Below are 21610 nucleotides of genomic sequence, written 5' to 3'. Positions count from 1 at the left end.
GAGGATATGAGGATTCTCCCTCCCTCCCGGTAGGGGAATCTCCTATGCGTCAGCGAGCGAGGGCGTGATCAGCGCGAGGGATCGATGCTGACGAGCATCGTGCGGTTGCGAGAACCTGTCTTTCTGAGCAGGGAGCCAACATGCTTTTCGACTGTCTTAGCCGAGATGCCGAGCGACGTTGCGATCTGTTTATCGGCCATACCGAGGGCCACCATCTCGCGCACCTCGAGCTCGCGCGCGGTGAGGTGTTCGGCATTGACGTCGCTCTCGAACGTCTCCGTGAGGTGATCGAACATGTCGCTCTCCATGAGCGTTTGCCCCTGGCTGGCAGCAACCAGAATGCGGATGATCGTGTCGGCGCTCGACTTGCTGTTGATGTAGCCGCGCGCGCCGGCAGCCTTCGCTGCCCGAATCTGTTCGACGGTGGGGTTGTCGGTGAGAACCACAATCGCAATCTCTGGGGCGAGCGCGCGAATGGCCGCTAGCGAACCAGTTTTGTCGCTGTGAACTAACTCGAGATCGACCAGTAGAACATCGGGGCGGAACAGTTCGTACGCATCCAGAAGCTGCGGCGTTGAGTTCACTACGGCAGCCACCTGGATTGCGGGCTCGTTCGTGTTGATCACCCTCACCAGCCCGGCATTGATAAGTGTTTGATCGTTGGCGATCACGATCTTCCATTGCGGCCGATCCAGGCGATCGGGCAGGGTGCTGCGATCGGGGATGACCGCGTGCACCTTGGTTCCCCAGCCCACGATCGGCTCGAGCGTGAGTTCGCCCGACAGGTGAAGGGCGCGGGAGGTCATGCCGTGCAGACCCAGGCAACCGGAAGGCAGAGATGAGTGATCACCGTGTGCTTCGGCGAGATCGAAACCACGCCCGTTGTCTTCGATGAGAACTTCAGTGCGGCCCTCGCTGTAGACCAATCCGACGCGCACGCTCGAGGCGCGAGCGTGGGAGACAACGTTGCTCAGCGCTTCTTGCGCGATCTTGAACAACTGATGCGCCACTTCGGGGCCGGTATCGCGTTCGGTGCCGATTACGGTCAGTTGGGTTTGAGCCGCGGTCATCGATTCGACCCAGCCCAACTCGGCCTGCAGGGCAGACTGCAGACTGCGGCCTTCGAGGGACGCCGGGCCGAGCCCCTGCGCGGTGCGGCGCGTCTCGGCCAGGGTGTCGTGCGCGAGCGTGCGCACGGCGTGGATGTGGGGAGTCGCGGGGCTGTCGACTTCGAGGCACGAGCTCACATCGTCGAGTCGCTGCAAGAGTTCGCCGAGCGAGCGCCCGATTGTTTCGTGCACTTCGCGTACCGCGCGTTCGCGTTCGGAGGCGATCGCACTTTCGCGCTCCCGCTCCGAGGCTTTGGCGTGAAGCTCGGCGTTGGCCAGCGCGATCGCGGCGTGGTTGGCAAAGACCTCGGCGAGCTTGGCATCGTCGTCGGTGAAGACGCGGGCGCGGTCGGCGGCGAAAATGACGCAGGTGCCTACGATTTTCTGTTCCCAGAAGATCGGGACGCCGATAACGGCGCAATCCCAGCGAGGGTCATCAGTCGAGATGTGGCTTGATCCGACAGTGGAATAGGTGGCAAACATGACAGTTTGACGTGCGCGAACGACGCGGCCAGTTACGCCTTCGGTGAGAGAGAAGGTTTCCCCCTCCTGGCAGCCAACACCGAAGTCCACCTTCTTCGTGTACGTGCCTCTGGCCTCGTCGACGAGAGAAATCGATCCGGATTCGCAGCCAAGAAGCGAGGTCGCGTGGCCCAGAATTCGCTCGAGAAGCGGGCCCAATTCGAACCGGCCGGCGAGGTCGCGCGCCAGCGTTGAAACCGTAGACATGGGGGTGTCTGGGGGTGTCGCGCTCTGGTGTTCGAGAACAGTAGAGGGAATTCCGGGTTCACTTCGCATAACGAGCAGTCCTCCTTGACTGCACCAAATACTAGGTCATTTGCATATATGTGCGCATACGTGATGGATCCTTAGCTGCATCACGTAGGGTCATCCCTACCCGTGGCCTAGGGGAAGTCCTTATTTTGAGCCGCGATAGTGGTGGGTAGCGTTGCAGCACAGACACTCTGACTCAGCGTCAAGAACTCACTGTTGAGTTCTCGATTGCCACAGGACGAAACCGAACGAGGGATCGATGCCTAGCTCCAAAAACCTATTGCCAGCCTCACCGTGGGTCGAATTCAAAGCCACCCGCAAGGACTGGGATGAAGCCGACCCGGCGCTACTGGGAAACATGATCGCGCAAGCGCATCTGATCCGCGCCTTCGAAGAAACCGTGCTCGACCTGGCCGGGCAAAAGCTCGTTAACGGCCCGGCTCACTCCAGCATCGGCCAAGAGGGTGGCGCCGTCGGCTCGATCATCCCGCTGCAGCAAGCAGACCAGATCAACGGTTCGCACCGTGGGCATCACCAGTTTCTCGCGAAGGCGTTCGGCTACGTAGCCCCCGACGGGCTCGACCCGCAGGCTGAGATCTCCGGCGACGTGCAAACCGTCCTAGAGCGCGCGCTCGCTGAAATCTGTGGTCTCGCTTCGGGCTACTGCGGTGGCCGCGGTGGTTCGATGCACCTGCAGTGGAAGGAAGCCGGCGCACTCGGCACCAACGCCATCGTGGGTGGCGCTGTTCCCTTTGCCGCCGGATTCGCCTGGGCCGGTAAGCACTCCGGTACGGATGCTGTTTCCGTCACCTACTTCGGCGACGGTGCCATGAACATCGGCTCCGTTCTCGAAACCCTCAACCTCGCCTCGGCGTGGGATCTCCCGGTCTGCTTCTTCGTGGAGAACAACCAGTACGCGGTGTCGACCACGGTAGAAGAATCAACCGGCGAACCCCGTCTTTCGGCTCGCGCCTTGGGCTTCAACATCCCCAGCTGGCAGGTCGACGGCATGGATCCTTTGGCCGTTCACCTCGCTATGGAGCAGGCCGTGGCTCACATGCGAGCTGGCGGTGGCCCGACGATGATCGAAGCCAATGTGTACCGGTACTTCCACCAGAACGGTCCCATCGCGGGCAGCGCCTTTGGGTACCGCGAGAAGAGCGAAGAGCAGGAATGGCGGGAACGCGACCCGCTCAAGATGCTCGAAGCCAACCTCATCCGTCGCAAGATCATGACCGAGGATGAGATCGGCCAGTTGCGCGCTCGCGCCAAGAAAGCGATGAACATTGCTTCTTCTGCGCTGCTTGAGCCCAGCCCGGCCGGTGGCGGAACCCAGCGCATCCGCCCCGAACTGTGGCCCGACGAAAGCACGATTGACGACGGCATTCGTAGCGACCTTTCTGAACTCGCCTCGAGCGACTACAAAGAAGCCGCCGACTTCGAAGGCAAGACCGAATCGCGCAAATTCGTCGATGTCATTGCCGACGTGATGGCGCGACGCATGGACCAGAACCCCGCGATCGTGGTGTTGGGCGAAGACGTTCACAAGCTCAACGGTGGCCCCCGCGGTGCCACTCGCGGGCTCAAAGAACTTCACCCCGATCGGGTGCTCGGCACGCCGATTAGCGAGGCAGCGTTTACCGGATTCGCCGGAGGCTTGGCTCTCGACGGTCGCTACGTTCCGGTCGTTGAACTCATGTACGCCGACTTCCTCTGGGTGGCGGCCGACCAGCTGTTCAACCAGATCGGAAAAGCGCGTCACATGTTCGGCGGCAAGCACGACATGAACCTCGTCATGCGCATCAAGGTGGGCACGCGAACCGGCTACGGATCACAGCACTCCATGGATCCGGCGGGTGCGATGGCGTCGTCGGTGGGCTGGCGAATTGCCGCACCATCCACCCCCATCGATTACATCGGGATGATGAACACGGCCCTGGCCTGCAACGACCCGGTAGCGATGCTCGAACACGACGCCGACCTCTACAAGACCTTTGGCGATACCCCTGTCGATGACATGGACTTCCGTATTCCGATCGGCTCGGCAGCGATCCGCCGCGCGGGCGCCGAAGTCACCGTGTTGACCTATCTCTCGATGGTTCAAGAGTCTTTGGATGCCGCCGAAAAGTCCGGCGTTGATGCTGAAGTTGTCGACCTGCGTTGGCTCGACCCCGCGAGCATCGATTGGGCGACGATCGGCGAGAGCATCAAGAAAACCAACCGCGTCATGATCGTGGAACAGGGTTCGCGCGGCACCTCGTACGGGGCGTGGCTCAGCGACGAGATTCAGCGTCGCTTCTTTGACTGGTTAGATGCTCCGATCGAGCGCGTGACTGGCTCAGAATCGTCACCCAGCATCAGTCGCATTCTCGAAGCCGCAGCGCTCGCCAACGTTGATGATGTTGCCGCGAGCATGCGGGAGATCGTCGGTCTTCCGAATGGTGATGCAGAGGGGTCGCTCTAATGGCAAGCATCTTTAGAATGCCGGGCATCTCGGCTGACGCAGAGGAGGCGACTCTTCTCGAATGGGGCATCGCCGCCGGCGCCACCGTCAAGCAAGGCGATGTACTGGCAACGGTCGAAACTGAGAAAGCGAACGTCGACATCGAGGCAGACTCCGATGGCGTCGTGATGCAGCTCATGGCCGCAGCGGGCGACTCTGTCGCGATCGGTGCGCCCATCGCGATTCTCCTCGACCAGGGCGAAGACGGCAGCGATCCGGCCGCGATCTTGAGCGGGCTGGGGCTCGCCCCTGCAGCGGCTGCTCCTGCCGTTGCTGCAGCTGCGGAACCGGCTGCTCCCGCTGCGGCTGTCGACGCTGCGCCCGCGGCAGCACCAGCATCCACGCCTGCACCAACATCTGACGGCGCTACCGAGGATGCGGCTGCTCACGGCACCCGCCTGTTCGCCTCGCCACTAGCTCGGCGCCTCGCGCTCGAGAACAGCGTTGAGCTCTCGGCTCTCTCGGGCAGTGGGCCCGGGGGCCGAATCGTGCGTGCCGACGTTGAACGACTCATCGCGGACGGCCCGGCTACGGCATCCGCTGCTCCGGTGCCGGCCGCAGTTCAGGCTGCGCCACCGGCTGCGGCAGCACCGGCAGCACCGGCAGCACCGGCAGCGACCAAGCCGCCCCAACCGGCAGCGGCTGGCGATGTCGAGGTGCCGCACACGGCAATGAGGCGGGCAATCGCCTCGGCGCTCAGCGCAAGCAAGCAAACCGTGCCGCATTTTTACCTCACCTCCACCTTGCGCGTAGATGCCCTGCTCGACCTGCGCGAGCGCATCAACACGAGCTCACCGGTGCGGGTTTCGATCAACGACTTCTTCGTGAAGGCCACCGCGTTGACGCTACGTGCCGTGCCCGAGATGAACGTCAACTGGACCCCCACCGCAGTGCGCCATCTGGGCTCAGTGGATGTCGCAGTAGCGATCCAGGGTGAGCGGGGGCTGTTCACACCCCTCATTCGTGACGCAGATGCCAAGTCGCTCACCGAGATCTCCACGAGTGTTCGAGATTTGGCCCAACGTGCCAACGACGGAACCCTCAAGCAACACGAACTCGTGGGTGGATCCTTCGCTGTATCGAACCTCGGCAAGTACGGCGTCGAGAGCTTCTCGGCGATTCTCAACCCGCCGCAAGTGGGCATCGTTGCGGTCGCCGGAGTCGTGAGAGCCCCCATCGTCGAGGGTGATGAGATCGTCATCGGCAACACCGTCACCGTGACCGTTTCGGTCGATCATCGGCCCGTGGATGGCGTGCTGGCGGCCCAATGGTTGGCTCGCTTCAAGGAGTACATCGAGAACCCTCTTTCGATGCTGGTCTAAGCACTCACACACTCAGCACCCCGAGCTCGGCGAGACATCGTCGAGCTCGGGGTGCTTCTGTGCGCCTACCCGCAGCGCTACGTAGGGGGTTCCCTACCGGCCAATAGGGAAAGCCCCAATATTCCCCGTTCGCCCACTCTCATAGCTTGGAAACAACCAGCAGTCGGTTCAGCAATTCGTTCAAAGGAGAACACGCATGAAGCTCGCACGCAGCAGGTTTATCGGAGCCAGCGTTACCGCGCTCGCCGTTTCAGCACTAGTCGCCGGATGTGGCACCGTCGACGCAGGCGGCGGAAGCGCCGGCGGTGAAGACGGAGACAAGTTCCGCATCGTCACCGTGTCGAAGGTGGAAGGAATCACCTGGTTCCAACGCATGAGTGAAGGCGTTGACATGTTCAACGACGCTTACGGCGATGAAGTCGAGGCCTACCAGACGGGCCCCGCCGAGGGAGACCCTGCGCTTCAGGTTCAGATCGTTGAAGACCTCATCGCACAAAATGTGGACGCCATCATTGTGGTGCCCAACGACCCCATCGGTATCGGTCCCGTACTCGAGCGGGCCCGCGAAGCTGGAATCGTCGTCGGTGTCACAGAAGCAACTCAGCTCGTTGGTACGGAATCCATCGACTTCGACATCGAGTCGTTCGACAACGCCGACTTCGGCATCGGTTTCGCTAAGGGTCTCGCCGAGGCCATGGGCGGCGAGGGAGAGTACGTCACGAGCGTCGGAAACCTCACGAGTGAGTCGCACTTGCTCTGGCTCGAAGCAGCAAACAACTACATCGCTGAGAACCACCCCGACATGGTGTTGGTTGAAGAGACACCCTACGAGAACAACAACGATGACCAGCAGGGTCGCGAACTTGCCGACGAACTGCTGAGCACGTACCCGAACCTCAAGGGTTACCTCACCACCACACCGTCAGGTGGATCGGGAATGGCTTCGGCTCTTCGCGATAAGGGGCGTACAGACGTTGCCAACGTCTCCCTCACCTTGCCTTCGGTTGCCGGTCCTGACCTCGAAGACGGCTACATGGACTTCGGCCAGGGCTGGGACCCGGCCGGCTGGGGTTGGGCACTCAATTCGGTAGCACTCTCGATCCTCAAGGGCGAGACCGTTGCCACTGGCGATGACCTCGCATGGGAACTCGGTGGCTACGAGTCGATCGTCGTTGACGGTCAGCTCATCTTGGGCAATGACATCCAGCCCTACATCCCGGGTCAGTTCTCCGACGGAAACTACCCCTTCTAGGTCTACGGACTAGCGGTTGGGGGAAGCGATCACGCTTCCCCCAACCTCACCGAACCGTGGCACGACCGTAAGTAAACGGAGACCTTCAATGACTGAATCACCCATTCTCTCCGCGCGAGGCTTAGCGAAGTCTTTTGGGGGAGTTAAAGCCCTCCATGGCATTGACTTTGAAGTCGGTGTGGGGGAGATCCGCTGCTTGGCAGGCGAGAACGGCTCCGGCAAGTCCACGTTCGTCAAGATCATCTCGGGCGTCAACACCGCCGACCACGGCACGATTACTGTCGCCGGCGAAGAGATGACCAGCATGAATCCGCGCGAAGCTAGCGCCGCTGGCATTCAGGTTATCTACCAAGATCTTTCACTCTTCGGCCACCTCTCGGTCGCCGAAAACATTGCGATCAACCGCATGATGCACGACGGTTCACGCTTCGTGAACCGCACCACCATGCGCGAGATCGCCCAACAGCAGCTCACTCGAGTCGGTGTCGATCTCCCGCTCGATGCGCCGGTCTCCTCGCTCTCTGTAGCGAATAAACAGATTGTGGCAATTTGCCGGGCTTTGTCGATGGATGCCCGCATTCTGTTCATGGATGAGCCAACCACCGCGCTCACCGGCCGCGAAGTGCAGCGACTGCTCTCGATCATCATTGACCTGAAAGATCGCGGTCTCTCAACCGTCTTCATCAGCCACAAACTCGACGAGGTGTTTGAGGTCGCCGACAGCATCACGATCTTCCGCGATGGCGCCAAGGTCGGTGACTTTGCGGCCAGCGACCTGGACGAGCTGAGCTTGAGCCGCCACATGACCGGCCGCGATGTGACCTATAACCGCTACGTTCGCGAACAGACCGATGACGCCCCCATCCTTGAGGTCGCGGGTCTCAGCCGCACAGGTAATTACGAGAACGTCGACCTCAGCATTCGCCCCGGCGACATCGTGGGGCTTACCGGTCTTCTCGGCTCGGGTCGCACCGAGCTCGCTCTTTCACTGTTCGGGCTGAACAAGCCCGACTCCGGCACCATTGCGATGCGCGGCAAGCAGGTCGACGTTTCGGCTCCCTGGGTGGCTATGAAGCACGGCATCGCGCTGCTGCCCGAAGACCGCTTGAGTCAGGGGCTGTTTCCGGCCCAGTCGGTGGCGGTCAATGCGTCAGCAACCATGCTCGATCGCATCGTCAACAAGATCGGAATGCTCAGCAGGCCACTCGAAAAGACCCTTGCTGACACGATCGTGCGCGAGCTGCAGGTGAACAATCGCGATACCTCAACCCCGGTCATCCATCTCTCCGGTGGAAACCAGCAAAAGGTTGCCATTGGTAAGTGGATCAAACGCAACCCCTCGATTTTCATTCTGGATAGCCCGACCGTCGGTATCGACATCGGGTCTAAATCGGAGATCTACGAACAGATTCACCGACTGGCCGAAAGTGGCATGGGCGTGCTGTTCATCTCTGATGAGCCAGAAGAGATTGTGGCGAACTGCAATCGTGTCGTCGTGATGCACGCCGGTGTAGTCGACGCGCGATTTACCGAAGACGATGTTGCGGCTGCCGGTTTCAAGGAGCAGCTGATTCATGCGATTAGTGCACCGCGCCATGGCGGTGATGTCGTCATCGCTGACGCCACCGCCATCGACGCCGAATCCCAGAGCAAGGGGCTCAACAATGATGCGTAATGTGACCACCCGGGTTCTCAACCGGAAGATGACCCCGATGGAGAAGTTCCTCCTCGCGATCATGGCGATCTACATTGTGATTGTCGCCTCGCAGAGCCCCAAGTTCTTCTCGCTCGAGACCGCCTTCGACCTGGCGCGTAACGGTTCCGGTGCCATGATTTTGGCGTTGGGGTGCCTTATCGTTCTGATTTCAGGCGGGCTGGATGTCTCGTTCACCGCCATCGCGATCGTGGGCGGTTATTCCTCCGTACTGCTGTCGCGGGCACTCGGCGTCGATAACCTCTTGTTCATCGTCGCCGGCGCCGTAATCATCGGAGCCCTTTTGGGGTCGATCAACGCGGTGATCATCCACTTCTTCCAGCTATCGACGCTGATAGCGACGCTCGGTACCGCCAGCGTCTTTCACGGCGCGATGGTCATCCTGCTCGGCTCGAAGACCTTCACGCGTGCGGATGTGCCCCAGTCGATGCTCGACTTCGGAGCGTTCTCGATCTTCACCATCAAGGAGGAGAACTCGCAGTACGGCCTCACGATCTTCTTCCCGATCGTGATCGCGGTGGGAGTGCTCACCTGGTTCTTGCTCTACCGCACGATGATCGGTCGCTCGGTCTTCGCCGTGGGTAGCGACCCGGAGTCGGCATCCCGCATCGGCATCAACATTCTGCGCACGCGACTTTTCGTCTACATGTACGTGGGTGCGCTATCCGGGCTCATGGGCATCATTTATTTCAGCGGGCTGGCGTACATCAACCCGGCGGCGTTGGTCGGTACCGAACTCGGCGTTATTGCCGCCGTCGTTATCGGCGGGGCCAAACTCACCGGTGGTGAGGGCACCATCCTCGGCACCGTTCTGGGAGTCGTGCTGTGGCAGCTCTTCCAAAACACGCTCGTGCACCTCGGGCTGAGCTCGTCGTTCAACGACCTGTTCTTCGGTGCCGTGCTCGTCTTCATGCTCGGTTTCATCTACCTCAGACAGCGCCAAGCCAACAAGCGCGCGCTCGTCTTTACGTCGAACTAGGGAGCGGCTCTCATGAACAAGGTATTCAAGTTCCTCGGTCGAGACCGAGACCTGTCGATTCTGGGGTTCGTCACCACCGCGGTCATCGTGGTGCTCTATCTGATGCTCGGATCACGGCTGTTCTCGATCGGCGGCCTGCAGTCGATGTCGATCCAGGTGAGCGAATTCGGCTTTCTCGCCTTGGCAATGGGGCTGGCCATGCTGGTGGCGGGAATCGACCTCTCGGTTGTTGCCGCAGCAGGCCTCTCCGGTGTGATGGCAGCGCTGACGATGAGCGGAGAGTTTATTCCGATCACGCCAGAAAACGAGGCCCAAATAATCATTCTGGGTGTGGTCGTTGCTCTCACCACGGGTTTGCTCACCGGGCTGCTCAACGGCTTCATCATCGCCAAGCTGTCGGTTCCCCCGATTCTGGCGACGCTCGGAACCATGATTCTCTACACCGGGATCGGAACCGCTATCACTTCGGGCTCCAGCATTTCGCTCAAGGTCCCGAGCTTCGCAAAACTCGCGACCTCCACTGTGGGCCCGCTGCCGATGGTGTTCGTGATGCTCCTGGCAACCTTCATCATCGTGAGCCTGATCCTCACGAGAACCCGCTTCGGGCGCAAGGTGTACCTCTTCGGCGAGAACGAAGTGGCCGTGCGCTTCTCGGGCATCAAATCGGAACGCGTGATCTTGATGACGTATGCGATCATCGGCATCCTCGTCGGGCTCGCCGCCATCGTGATCATCGCCCGCGCCAATTCGATGCGCGTCGGCTTCGGAGAGTCCTATCTCTTGCAGGCCATTCTCGTGGTCGTGCTTGCAGGCTTCAACCCGCTGGGCGGCAAGGGTCGAGTGCTCAACCTCGGCATCGCTCTCGTGCTCTTGCAAGTCATCTCCACATCGATGACGGCCTTTGCCTTCTCGCCCTACGCCAAGAACATCGTGTGGGGCGGCATCCTGATCGCCGTCATGGGAATGAACCACTACCTGCGCGCGGGAGCTCCTCGTGCACGACGTCAAGAGCCGCCAAGTGAAACCGTCGCGATCGCGCTAGAACAATCGCGGCGCTAGACCGGGAGAAGAAGATGCAAGGTTTGAGAATTGTGATTGGCTGCGACGAAGCAGGCTATGACTACAAAGAACAGTTGCGGGCTGACCTTCTGGCCAACCCCGCAGTGGCCACCGTTACCGATGTGGGCGTGAACGAGGGGCAGGTCGCGGCCTATCCCAGCATCGCGGTCGCTGCCGGAGAACTTGTGGCCTCGGGAGAAGCCGATCGCGCCCTGCTCGTGTGCGGCACGGGCCTAGGGATGGCGATTGCAGCCAATAAGGTTGCCGGTATTCGGGCCGTGACAGCGCACGACAGCTACTCCGTAGAGCGCGCCGTGCTCAGCAACAACGCCCAAGTGCTCACGATGGGCCAGCGGGTGGTTGGCCTTGAGCTTGCCCGCCGTCTGGCGCGCGAGTGGCTCGGGTACACCTTCGACGTGTCCAGCGCCTCGGCAGAGAAGGTCAAAGTGATCAACGATTACGAATCTCGAGAGCGGGCGCAGAGTCATGAATGACCAGCACTCAGTGATCGTGGGAGTCGGGCTCAAGATGTATATGAGTCACAAAGACACCATGGAGTGGATCAACCTCGTTCGCGGAATCGCTAAGAGCCATCCGGCGGTCACCGCCGGGGTCGTTGAGCTTTTTGTCCTCCCGTCGTTTACCGCCGTGATCCCGTCGGTCTTTGCTCTGAGGGATGCCCGAGTGGCCGTCGGCGCCCAGGACCTCTTCTGGGAAGACCGCGGAGCTTTCACCGGCGAAGTAAGCGGACGTGATCTAGTCGAGATCGGCTGCACCTTCGTTGAGGTCGGGCATGCCGAGCGGCGTCGAGTGCTGGGGGAGAACGAAAGCATCGTGAGTCAGAAGATGCTCGCCGCCTTTCGCAACTCGCTCACGCCCGTGCTCTGCATCGGCGAGCCCGAACGGGTATCGGCGGTCGAGGCCGCCGCTGAGTGCTCTCGGCAACTGTGGTCAGCGCTCGAGGCGAGCAAGGCGCAGGGCAAAGCCACCAAGCTCATCGTTGCCTATGAGCCTCAGTGGGCGATCGGTGCTCCCGAGCCCGCCTCTGCGGAATTCATCCGCGAAGTTGTCGGCATTCTCCGCATCGAAATCGACAGCGATCCCGTATTACGCGGCACTCGCGTCATCTACGGCGGCAGCGCCGGCCCGAAGCAGCTTGAAGCGCTGAGCGGCGCAGTCGACGGTCTCTTTCTCGGCCGCAGTGCCCACGACGCTGGTGCGCTGAAACACGTGCTCGATGAGGCGTGGCACCTGATCGGCTAATACTCGGGGCGACGCTGCGCCAGACTGTACTCATGGACATCGACCGCGCAGTGCAATCCCGCATCGTCCGCACCCTCGTTGCGGGCCAAGTGCTCGCCGGAATAGGGCTCGGTGCGACCGTGGCGGTGGGGGCGATTCTGGCTGCCGACATCGGCGGCGAGACGCTCTCGGGCGCGGCTGCGACATCCAGCACCCTCGGTGCAGCTCTCTTGTCGATTCCGCTTGCTCGCCTTGCTCAGCGTTGGGGCCGCAGGCCAGCCCTCGCGCTCGGCGCGGGCATCGCGGCGGGCGGCTCGCTCATCACGGTGCTCGCTGTGGGCGTCGCATTCTTTCCGCTGCTCATTCTTGGATTCGCAATGCTCGGTGTCGGCACCGCCGTGGGCCTTCAGGCGCGCTTTGCGGCGACGGATGTTGCGGCTCCCGAACATCGAGGTCGTGACCTCTCTCTCGTGGTCTGGTCAACCACAATCGGCGCCGTGGCTGGCCCGAACCTGGTGGGCCCTGGCGAAATAGTGGGGCAGTGGCTGTCGCTGCCCACCAACACGGGATCCTTCGCATTCGCGATCGTGGCCCAGCTCGCCGCGATGATGCTGTACCTCGTGGCGTTGCGCCCCGATCCGCTCACTCTCGCTCGCAACCGCCCTGCTGATGAAGCGGTGGCAGCGGATGCCGGAATCGTGCGCGGTCGTGGCCCGCTGGTCTTCGCCATTGCTGCCATCGCGATCAGCCATGCGGTGATGGTCTCGATCATGGCAATGACGCCCGTGCACTTGAGCCACCACGGAGCGAGTCTCACGATCATCGGCTTCACGATCAGCCTGCACATCGCCGGCATGTACGCGCTCTCGCCCGTGTTTGGTTGGGCGAGTGACCGGTTCGGTCGCATTCCCACGATTCTTATGGGGCAGGGATTCTTTGCGGCATCCGTGGTGGTCGTTGCTCTGGGCGAGCTCAGCAATACGGCCGTCACCGTGGGCCTCGTCTTGCTTGGTCTCGGCTGGAGCGCATCGACCGTTGCAGGGTCGGCGCTCGTTGCTGACCTGGCCACTGGTAAAACGAAGCTGCGCATTCAGGGTCGAAGCGACACCATCATGAGCCTCGCGGGTGCGCTGGGTGGCGGTTTCGCTGGGCCGATCTTGGCGATGGTCGGGTACGCCGGGCTCGCGTGGGGTGCTGGGGTTCTCGTGCTCATCATCGTCGTGGCTGCGCTCGTCGTGTGGCGAAGCGCCTCTGTGGCCGCCGCCGAAGACCTACTGCTGGCGGAGAGTGCCGACGCGGCGCCGTAAGCGGAAGACTAACGCTCGCTACTGCACGGTGTGAGCGCGGGGAACGTACTCAGCAATCGTCAAGGTCACCCACAGCATCCGGCGAACAATTGGCGAGTCAGACTGGGTAGGCTCGCACTATGGACACCACGGGACTCGACGAATTTCTTGAGCACAACGACTTCTCTGGCACGGTCCTCATTAAGCGGGGCAACGCCACCATTTACGAAGCTGTCGCCGGCAAAGCTAGCCAGCGTTGGGACGTGCCGAACACGGCAGATACCCGCTTCGATTCCAGCTCCATCACCAAGCTCTTCACGAGCGTGGCGGCACTGCAGCAAGTGTCGAAGAATGACCTCGACCTTGAGACATCCATCCATCACTATGTCGACCTCGCCGATACCGAAATCGACCCCGCCGTGACGCTACTGCACGTGCTCACTCACACGAGTGGCATTGCGGATGACGTGGATGAAGAAGAGGGCGAAAGCTACGCCGACCTGTGGGCAGAGTTCCCCACCTACACAATTCTTGAGCCCGCCGACCAGCTCCCCACCTTTGTGAATAAGGAGCCACTGGCCGAGCCCGGCGTCGAGTGTGTCTACACAAACGCGGGTTATGTGCTCGCCGGTCTGGCGCTCGAGAAGGTCACCAAGACCGACTACCGCCAGTACATCTTCGACGAGGTGTTCACGCCAGCAGGCATGATCGATTCGGGTTTCTACGACCGTCGGGATGCCGCCCCACGCGTTGCCGAAGGCTGGGACTACATCGACGGTCGCTGGGTTTCCAACATCTACAGCGCCCCGCCCATTGGCCTGCCCGATGGTGGAGCTCACGTGACGGCCGCCGACCTCGTGCGCTTCATTCAGGCGGTGCGCAACGGCGAGCTTCTCGACACCGAGTTCACCGAAGAGTTTCTCACTCCGCAAGTTCAGTACGACGACGAGACCTGGTACGGCTTCGGGCTCGAGTTCGACATGAACGAAGACGGCAGCGTACGCAGCTACTTCGCCGACGGTGTGAGCCCCGGCGCCTCCGGAATCGTGCGCCACTACCTCGAGGCAGGTCTCGACGTTGTGGTGCTGTCGAACTCCGAAGAGGGCGCGTGGCCGGTCATCCGCGAGATCGACGAACGCCTCGGCGGGTAGCGTGTCGCTTCGCTAGCTCGCTAGTTTTCTCGGCGGCTAGTGTGCGCTAGCGCACGCTACGGCGCGTTGCTGACTCGAATCTGGTTGGCCCACGGGTCATCGAAGCTGAGGGTCTGGCCATCGTGACGCAGCGGGATTCCGTGGTGCGTCATCCGTTCGCCGAGCGCTCCGAGGTCGTCGGCGCTCGGCACCGTGATGTCGACTTGGGCAAGGCCGAGCGCGGGCAGGCGCGGACCAGCGCCGCTCGAGTTCCACGTGTTCATGGCCATGTGGTGGTGGTAACCGCCGGCGCTCACGAACACGGCGCTGCCGGGAATCTCGGTGGTGGCGGCGAAGCCGAGCTGGTTCACATAGAACTCGCGCGCGGTGGCGACGTCTCCCACTTGCAGGTGAACGTGGCCGACGCGGGCGCCGCCGATTACGGGCTGCTCGACAGCGGCCTCAGTGAGGTTCTCTTGCAGGAATGCGTTCGGGTCGAGAAAGAGAGTGGCCATTTCGACGGCGCCGTGGGTCCAGCTCCACTGGGTGCGGTCGCGATCCCAGTACAGTTCGACGCCGTTGCCTTCGGGGTCGGTGAAGTAGAAGGCTTTGCTCACGAGGTGGTCGGCGCTGCCAGTGAACGTTTTCGGGTAGCGAGTGGCGACCGAATAGACGGATGCCGCCAGCGCTTCTTCGGTCTCGAACAGGATGGCCGTGTGGAACAGCCCGGCATCGCGCGGGCTCGCATGCTTGAGCGCGGGTGAATGCTTGAGGATCACCACGGGCGTGGTGCCGCGACCGAGAACGACCGTGTCAGAAGACTCGCTGAGCACCGTGAGGGCCACGGCGTCCCGGTAGTACGCGGTGAGCGCGTCGAGGTTCGCAACGCTGAGCGTTACAGCGCCCATGGCGGTGTCGGCGGCAAGGAGGTCGTTCATGATGCCTACAACCTTGCCGCCAACGGCGCTATTCCGAAAGCCCTTTCGAGCGGGACCTTCGAGCGGGACTGTCGAGACGAGCGCGGAGAGTGCGCGAACCTAGGCGGCGGCGCTGACGCCTTTGAGCTCCGCGAATTCGCGCAGGCCGGCGGCCAGGCGCGAGACGCCCTCTTGGAAGACTTGGTCGCGGCCGTTCGAGCCGTACATCACACGGATGTAGCCTTCGCCCGCCGACCCGAACCAGTTACCCGGCGAGACGCCGAGTTGCTGGGTTTCGACGAGGTGCTTGACGACCTCGAGCGAGGTGCCGAGCTCGGAGATGTTCACCCAGTGGTAGAAACCACCGGCCGGCATGGTCGCGCCAACACCGGGGATGCCCTGGAGTGCATCGTAGATGTCGTGGCGACGCTTGTTATAGATCGTGAACCACTCGTCGGTGTAGGCGGGGTTTTCGTAGGCCGCAGCAACACCGTACTGAGCGAAGGTGTTCGTGGGGCCCACGTAGTTGAAGGTCGCGATCTTGAGCATCGGCATGATCTCGGCCGGAGCAACGAGGTAGCCCACACGGAAGCCAGTGAGACCGAGGTCTTTCGAGGTTCCGAACACGGTGAGGGTGCGCTCACGCATTCCCGGCAGAGTGGCGAAGTTGACGTATTCTGCTCCGTCATAAATCTGGCGCTCGAAGTCTTGGTCAACGATCACGCCGAGGTCGAACTCTTCAGCGAGAGCGGCTAGCTCCAACAGGTTTTCGCGCGTGTAGACGGTGCCGGTGGGGTTGTTGGGGTTGGTGATCACGATGGCGCGGGTGCGTTCCGTGATGCGCGAGCGGAACTCATCCATCCGCAGAGCGAAACCGTCTTCTTCGTAGGTCGGAACCTCCACGCAGACTGCGCCCATCTGGTGAACATCGTTGATGTTCTCGGCGAACCCGGGGTTCGTCACGAGAACTTCATCGCCCTGGCCGGGGCGGATGCAGATGCGAATCGAGAGAAAGAGAGTGAAGGCCGAGCTGGGGCCCACCATCAGTTCGGTTTCGGGGTCGATCTCCATGCCGTTGAAGTCGCGCAGCTTGTTCACGAGCGTGGTCTTGAGGCGAGGCTCGGCGTAGCCGTTGTCGAGCGAGTAGTGAGTTTTGCCCTCGTCGAGCGCCTGCTTGGTGGCGTCGATGACGTGGTCGGGGAGGCACTTGTCTGGCGCGAACGGGTCGGCGCCCATCATCATGATCCGACGCTCAGGATCGAGCCCTGCGTAGAGGGAAAAGTCGGGGGCGGCGAGGTCTCGCCACGAATCATCGATGCGCAAGGGGCTACTTTCTGTTGGGGCGGTTAGGCGTCTATGTCGAGGATGTGGGTGAGCGGCGACGTATCTTGAATTCGACCGAGGCTGATCATGGCTTCCACGCGCTGAAGGCCGGGAACAGCCCCGAGCTTCTCGAGCAGCAACGATTGCAATTCGGCATGATCTTTCAGCCGGAAGCGCGCCATCATGTCGTACGTTCCGCTGAGGATCAGTACCTCAGTAAGGGAGGGGATTGCGCGTAGCGCTTCGATGACACTGGGCATTTTGGCGTCGGCGGTGATCTTGATGGGGATCACCACGAGCATGGGGCGACCCATGGCCGACCAGTCCATCTCGATGCTGCGGCGACGGATGACACCCGTGCGTTCGAGTCGCGCGACGCGTTCTCCCACGCTGGGGGCCGACATTCCGACGAGCGCGCCGAGACTGCGCAGCGAAACGCTGGAGTCCTCGTGCAGGTGACGGATGAGTTGGAGGTCTACCGTGTCGAGGTCGACGGGCGGAGTTGTGGGCTGCAGCAAGTCCATGATCGTCGGCGACGAGGCGATGGCGTCTTTCGTCGACTGTGCTGCGGCCTGAGCGGTGGCGTCAGTCATTGTTCGCGAACCCGTTGGCCTCAAGGTTGTTGAGCAGGTCGAGCGTGAACTGAATGTGAGTGAGGTAGTCCTCGAGGTAGCCGTGTTCGTTGTAGCCGTGCATGTTTCCCTCCGGTCGCAATGTTCCGGTGGGCGAAATCAGGGGAGCCCCAAGATGCTCAAGGAAGAATGCTCCGGGACCGGAACCAGTCATCACATCGTAGATGACGGGTTCTGCCTCGAAAGCTTTCGTTGCAGCCTCAAGAACGGAGACCGCGAACGGAGTGTCTACCGGCGAAAATGCGGGCTGCATGGTGCGAACAAGATCGACCTGAATGTCGGGAGCGGTGTCACCCAGGAACGACTTCACGGTCTCGAAGCAGGCGTGCGGGTCCATGCCGGGAACGAGCCCGAAGCGAACCTTCGCGGTGCCCTTCGCCGGAACGCTGTGGCTGACGCTGGGGTCGATGTCGAAGCCCGAGAGGCTCATCGACGGGGTGAAGATGAAACGTTCCTTCAGCTCCTCCTCGGGCAGATCTTTGAGGGGGCTGATGCCGGGGACGCTGATGGCGTCGCCGGGAAGTGAAAGCTCCTGCGTGCGAGCCTTGGCCGCAGCATCCGGGCGCAGCGCAGAATCCGTGAAGCCGGGAACGGCGATGAGGCCGTCCTCGGTGACGAGAGACGTGATCGCTCGCATCAACTCCAGCGGTGCGGAACGCAGAATCTGCGAGTACGAGGGGTGCTGATTGGAAGCCAGGATGTTCAGGCTCAGGCTGATCTCCATGCCGCCACGGCATCCGAAGCCGACTGCGGGGCGACCATCGTCTTCACGAAGGTAGCTCTCCCACAGCACGGCATCGGAGCTGAGGCGTTCGGAGTTCTCGGCCAACACTGTTTCGAGGCCGGGGCTACCGATCTCTTCGCAGGGGTCGGCGAGGTAGATCATGCTGTACGGCAAGCCGTTCGGGTGATCCTCGATGAACAGTTCGAGCGCGCGCAGGCGGCTCGTGACATCGGCCTTGTCGTCACAGGCACCGCGGGCCCACATGGCGCCGTCGCGGATTTCTGATTCGAAGGGGCCCGAGATCCACTGGTCGAGGTCGCCGACAGGCTGCACGTCGTAGTGGTTGTAGAGCATGAGCGTTTTGTCGCTCGCTCCGGGGAAGTAGGCGACGACGACCGGCCCGTATTCAGGAATCTCGATGCGCTCGACGCGCTCGCTGAGCCGGCGAAGCTTTTGCTCCAGCCAGTCAGCGGCAGCTTCGATGGCAACACGATCGCTCGCCACAGAAGGAAAGCGACAGAATTCCTGCCATTCGCGGATGCTCTGCTCACGCTCGGCATCAATACGGGGGTCGCGCACGATTAGACTCCTCGGGAAATGGCGACGGGGGTGAGCTCGTACGGGTAGTCCGTAATGCGCTCGGCGCCGGTTTCGGTGACGAGAACGATGTCTTCGAGGCGAACTCCGCCAAAGCCCTGGCGGTAGCAGCCGGGCTCGATGGCGATCACGTCACCGGCAACCAGCACGGCGTCGTTCTGGCCAAGGCCGGGAGCTTCGTGAACTTCAAGGCCGATTCCGTGGCCGAGGCTGTGGAAGTAGCCCTCGTTGAGAACCTCGCCCGGCTTCTTGGTGAGCTGCGTGGGGTACCCGGCGTTGCTGATCGGCTCGCACGAGATGCGGTGCAGCTCGGCAACGGGAAGGCCGGGGCGGATGGCGGCGAGCGTGTTGTCGAATGCTTCCTTCACGATGCGCCAGTACGTCTCGAGCTCTTCGTTGATCTCGCCCTTGACGAAGGTGCGCGTCATGTCTGAGTTTCCACCGGACTCGGTGTCGCGGGGGCAGATATCAACCGTGACGGGCTCTCCCTCGAAGATCTGGCCCGAGCCAGCGTGGTGGCCGATGCAGGTCTGCTCGCCGTGAGCCACGATGAGGCCCGCGTCTTCGCAGCCGTTGCGCAGGAAGGCGGCGCGGATGCCCGTCTTCAAGTCTTCACACGTGAGGGGCTTGCCGTCGATGAGTAGTCCACCGTCGGTGTCGATCGTTGCGGCTTCCATCTGGGTGGCGACGTGAGCGACGCCTGCTTCGGCAGCGATCTGAGCGCGGCGCATGCCGGCGAGTTCGGCGGGCGACTTCACGCGGCGACGCATTTCAAAGAGGTCGTTGTCGACGTTGAGCTCGATGCCGGCTTCGCGGAGGTGGTCGGCAACGCCGAGCGGGAAGGTCGAGGGAACGCTCGCGCTCTTCACTCCGGTGCGGACGCATGCCTCAACCAAGCAGTTGAGTTCGGCGAGGTCGGGGCCCTGTCCGGAGGCGCGGAAGTCGTCGAAGCCGAGCTCTTCAAGGGGGAAGACGGTCATGTTGTCGACATCGCGCATGCGAGCGGCCTCGAGCGACTTGATGGCGGTATAACGCTTGCCATCAACTTCGATGTAGAGGAACGGATCGTGTACCTCGTGGGTGATTACGTGTCGCATATCTGCGGACAGCGTGCTCGAAAACATGAGGACTGGTGCGCTCGTCATCGTCTCTACTTCTTTCTTTGCTCAGTGCGGCTGAATGCCGTTATGGCGAAACCTTACGGCATCCGCTTCACAGCAATGATAGGCCATGTGTCGGTTTTGTAAACTTTTGTAAGGCAGCTAGTAGGAAAAGCCTAACAACGAGGTAACGTTATTGCAGTTTGCGGTAGGCGTCGAAATTTGACGCCTAAAGTAATTCCAACGCCCGGGGCAGCTCACCGTTTGCACCGTAGGCGCTCATTGCACAGGAGGAAGCATGAAGACATCACGTTTCGGGGTAGGCGCAGTAGCGCTCGTCTCTGTTGTCTCGCTCACTCTCGCTGGCTGCGCAAGCAGTGACAACGGCGGAGAATCGGGCGACATCAACAAGATCATCACGACAAACGGAAGCGAGCCCCTGGGCCCGCTCATCACCACGGGAACCACCGAAGTTGGTGGCGGCAAGATTCTGACCTCCATCTACGCCGGTCTCGTTACCTACGCCGCTGATGGCAGCATCCAGAACGACGTCGCTGACTCAATCGAGTCAGAAGATGGCCAAAACTGGACCATCACGCTCAAGGATGGGTGGACCTTCACCAACGGTGAAGCTGTTACGTCACAGTCGTTCATCGACGCATGGACCTACGGTGCCACGTACAGCAACGCTCAGGCATCCTCTTACTTCTTCGACAACATCGAAGGATTCAACTACGACGAAGACGCAGAACTCACCGGCCTCACGGCTGTCGACGACCTGACCTTCGAGGTTGCTCTCACCTCTCCCGAAGCTGACTGGCCGCTGCGCCTCGGCTACACGGCATTCATGCCGCTACCGACCGTCGCTTTCGAGGACATTGAAGCGTACGGCGAGAACCCCATCGGTAACGGGCCGTACATGATGGATGGCGACGACGCGTGGCAGCACGATGTTCAGATCGACCTCGTGACGAACCCCGACTACGACGGCGTTCGCACTCCCGTCAACGGTGGAGTGACCTTCAGCTTCTACACCTCGCAGGATTCTGCATACGCTGACGTTCTTGGTGGAAACCTCGACATCCTCGATGCTGTCCCCGACAGTGCGTTCGGCATTTTCGAGGACGAGTTCGGCGACCGCGCCATCAACCAGCCTGCAGCCATCTTCCAGGGCTTCAACATCCCCTTCTACCTTGAGCACTTCAGCGGGGAAGAGGGAGAGCTGCGTCGCGCCGCTATCTCGATGTCGATCGACCGTGACGAGATTACTGAAGTAATCTTCCAGGGAACCAACACGCCGGCCACCGACTTTACGTCGCCCGTCGTTGACGGCTACTCAAGCTCGCTTGAGGGTGCCGAGGTTCTCGAGTACAACCCCGAAGAAGCTCAGAAGCTCTGGGCCGAGGCTGACGCCATCGCACCGTACGGTGACACTGTATTCGACATCGCGTACAACGCTGATGGTGGGCACCAGGCATGGGCGGATGCAGTCGCTAACAGCATCAAGAACACGCTCGGCATCGAAGCAATCGGCAAGTCGTACCCCGACTTCAAGTCGTCGCTTGAGGACCGTGTCGCTGGCACGCTGACCGGTGGAACGCGCGCCGGATGGCAGGCAGACTACCCGTCGCTGTACAACTTCCTTGCACCCCTGTACCAGACCGGTGCCGGCTCGAACTTCGAGGGATACACCAGCCCCGAGTTCGACTCGCTCCTGAAGGAGGGTGCAGCCGCTGAGTCCGTCGACGAGGCAACCGCGCTCTACCAGCAGGCTCAGGAAGTTCTGCTCAAGGACCTGCCTAGCATTCCGCTCTGGTATGCCAACGCCACTGGCGTCTCGGCTGACACTGTCGAGAACGTTGAGTTCGGTTGGGATTCAGTTCCGCTGTACTTCCAGGTCACCAAGGGCTAATAGCTCTGACGTGAACTAGCACCAGGGATCAAGCC

Annotated in this window: 17 protein-coding genes; 11 read left to right on the top strand and 6 right to left on the bottom strand. The window is 61.5% G+C overall.

Annotated elements, in window-relative coordinates; translation table 11 throughout:
• Positions 1-68 precede the first annotated feature (68 nt).
• Positions 69-1838, bottom strand: coding sequence for a hybrid sensor histidine kinase/response regulator transcription factor (locus ACWTV3_RS06995; RefSeq protein ID WP_498477453.1), 1770 nt, complete (start codon positions 1836-1838; stop codon positions 69-71).
• 304 nt (positions 1839-2142) lie between these two features.
• Here ACWTV3_RS06995 and ACWTV3_RS06990 point away from each other — a divergent pair, with 304 nt between their 5' ends.
• From ACWTV3_RS06990 to ACWTV3_RS06945, 10 genes are all read left to right on the top strand, one after another.
• Positions 2143-4347: an alpha-ketoacid dehydrogenase subunit alpha/beta gene (locus ACWTV3_RS06990; RefSeq protein WP_498477451.1), complete on the top strand. Its 2205-nt coding sequence runs from the start codon at positions 2143-2145 to the stop codon at positions 4345-4347.
• On the top strand, positions 4347-5708 hold the full coding sequence (locus tag ACWTV3_RS06985) for a dihydrolipoamide acetyltransferase family protein (protein ID WP_498477450.1): 1362 nt from the start codon (positions 4347-4349) through the stop codon (positions 5706-5708). The genes ACWTV3_RS06990 and ACWTV3_RS06985 overlap by 1 nt, the downstream gene beginning before the upstream one ends.
• 196 nt (positions 5709-5904) lie before the next feature.
• Positions 5905-6960, top strand: a complete 1056-nt coding sequence (locus ACWTV3_RS06980) for a substrate-binding domain-containing protein (RefSeq protein ID WP_498477449.1) — start codon at positions 5905-5907, stop codon at positions 6958-6960.
• An 88-nt stretch (positions 6961-7048) separates the two neighbouring features.
• Entirely contained in the window at positions 7049-8635 is a 1587-nt protein-coding gene (locus tag ACWTV3_RS06975) for a sugar ABC transporter ATP-binding protein (RefSeq protein WP_498477448.1), read from the top strand.
• 37 nt (positions 8636-8672) lie between these two features.
• The gene (locus ACWTV3_RS06970; RefSeq protein WP_158592988.1) at positions 8673-9653 is read left to right on the top strand and encodes an ABC transporter permease; all 981 of its coding nucleotides are present in this window, start codon (positions 8673-8675) and stop codon (positions 9651-9653) included.
• A 12-nt stretch (positions 9654-9665) separates the two neighbouring features.
• Complete coding sequence (locus ACWTV3_RS06965) at positions 9666-10712, top strand: ABC transporter permease (RefSeq protein WP_498477447.1); 1047 nt, start codon at positions 9666-9668, stop codon at positions 10710-10712.
• A 14-nt stretch (positions 10713-10726) separates the two neighbouring features.
• Positions 10727-11206 (top strand): ribose-5-phosphate isomerase, encoded by a 480-nt coding sequence (locus ACWTV3_RS06960; RefSeq protein ID WP_498477446.1) that lies wholly within the window; start codon positions 10727-10729, stop codon positions 11204-11206.
• Positions 11199-11975 carry a triose-phosphate isomerase family protein gene (locus ACWTV3_RS06955; protein WP_498477445.1) on the top strand — a complete coding sequence of 259 codons (777 nt, stop codon included), beginning with the start codon at positions 11199-11201 and terminating at the stop codon, positions 11973-11975. Before ACWTV3_RS06960 ends, ACWTV3_RS06955 begins: the two co-directional genes overlap by 8 nt.
• A 32-nt stretch (positions 11976-12007) precedes the next feature.
• Complete coding sequence (locus ACWTV3_RS06950) at positions 12008-13261, top strand: MFS transporter (RefSeq protein ID WP_498477444.1); 1254 nt, start codon at positions 12008-12010, stop codon at positions 13259-13261.
• A gap of 119 nt (positions 13262-13380) precedes the next feature.
• Positions 13381-14391 (top strand): serine hydrolase domain-containing protein, encoded by a 1011-nt coding sequence (locus ACWTV3_RS06945; protein WP_498477443.1) that lies wholly within the window; start codon positions 13381-13383, stop codon positions 14389-14391.
• Between the two features lie 56 nt (positions 14392-14447).
• On the opposite strand, the gene ACWTV3_RS06940 is transcribed toward ACWTV3_RS06945, so the two are convergent.
• From ACWTV3_RS06940 to ACWTV3_RS06920, 5 genes are all read right to left on the bottom strand, one after another.
• Complete coding sequence (locus ACWTV3_RS06940; protein WP_498477442.1) at positions 14448-15308, bottom strand: VOC family protein; 861 nt, start codon at positions 15306-15308, stop codon at positions 14448-14450.
• 99 nt (positions 15309-15407) lie between these two features.
• On the bottom strand, positions 15408-16610 hold the full coding sequence (locus ACWTV3_RS06935; RefSeq protein WP_498477441.1) for a pyridoxal phosphate-dependent aminotransferase: 1203 nt from the start codon (positions 16608-16610) through the stop codon (positions 15408-15410).
• A 23-nt stretch (positions 16611-16633) separates the two neighbouring features.
• Positions 16634-17203, bottom strand: coding sequence for an Lrp/AsnC family transcriptional regulator (locus tag ACWTV3_RS06930; protein ID WP_498477440.1), 570 nt, complete (start codon positions 17201-17203; stop codon positions 16634-16636).
• Entirely contained in the window at positions 17196-18545 is a 1350-nt protein-coding gene (locus tag ACWTV3_RS06925) for a M20/M25/M40 family metallo-hydrolase (RefSeq protein WP_498477439.1), read from the bottom strand. The genes ACWTV3_RS06930 and ACWTV3_RS06925 overlap by 8 nt, the downstream gene beginning before the upstream one ends.
• 2 nt (positions 18546-18547) lie before the next feature.
• Positions 18548-19708 (bottom strand): M24 family metallopeptidase, encoded by a 1161-nt coding sequence (locus ACWTV3_RS06920; protein ID WP_498477438.1) that lies wholly within the window; start codon positions 19706-19708, stop codon positions 18548-18550.
• A gap of 253 nt (positions 19709-19961) precedes the next feature.
• Here ACWTV3_RS06920 and ACWTV3_RS06915 point away from each other — a divergent pair, with 253 nt between their 5' ends.
• Positions 19962-21575 carry a peptide ABC transporter substrate-binding protein gene (locus ACWTV3_RS06915; RefSeq protein ID WP_498477437.1) on the top strand — a complete coding sequence of 538 codons (1614 nt, stop codon included), beginning with the start codon at positions 19962-19964 and terminating at the stop codon, positions 21573-21575.
• Positions 21576-21610: the final 35 nt, after the last annotated feature.

Source organism: Salinibacterium sp. AL4.1 (assembly GCF_059767305.1).
Note: the sequence above shows the minus strand (reverse complement) of the source record. Positions and strands in the feature narration are given on the sequence as shown.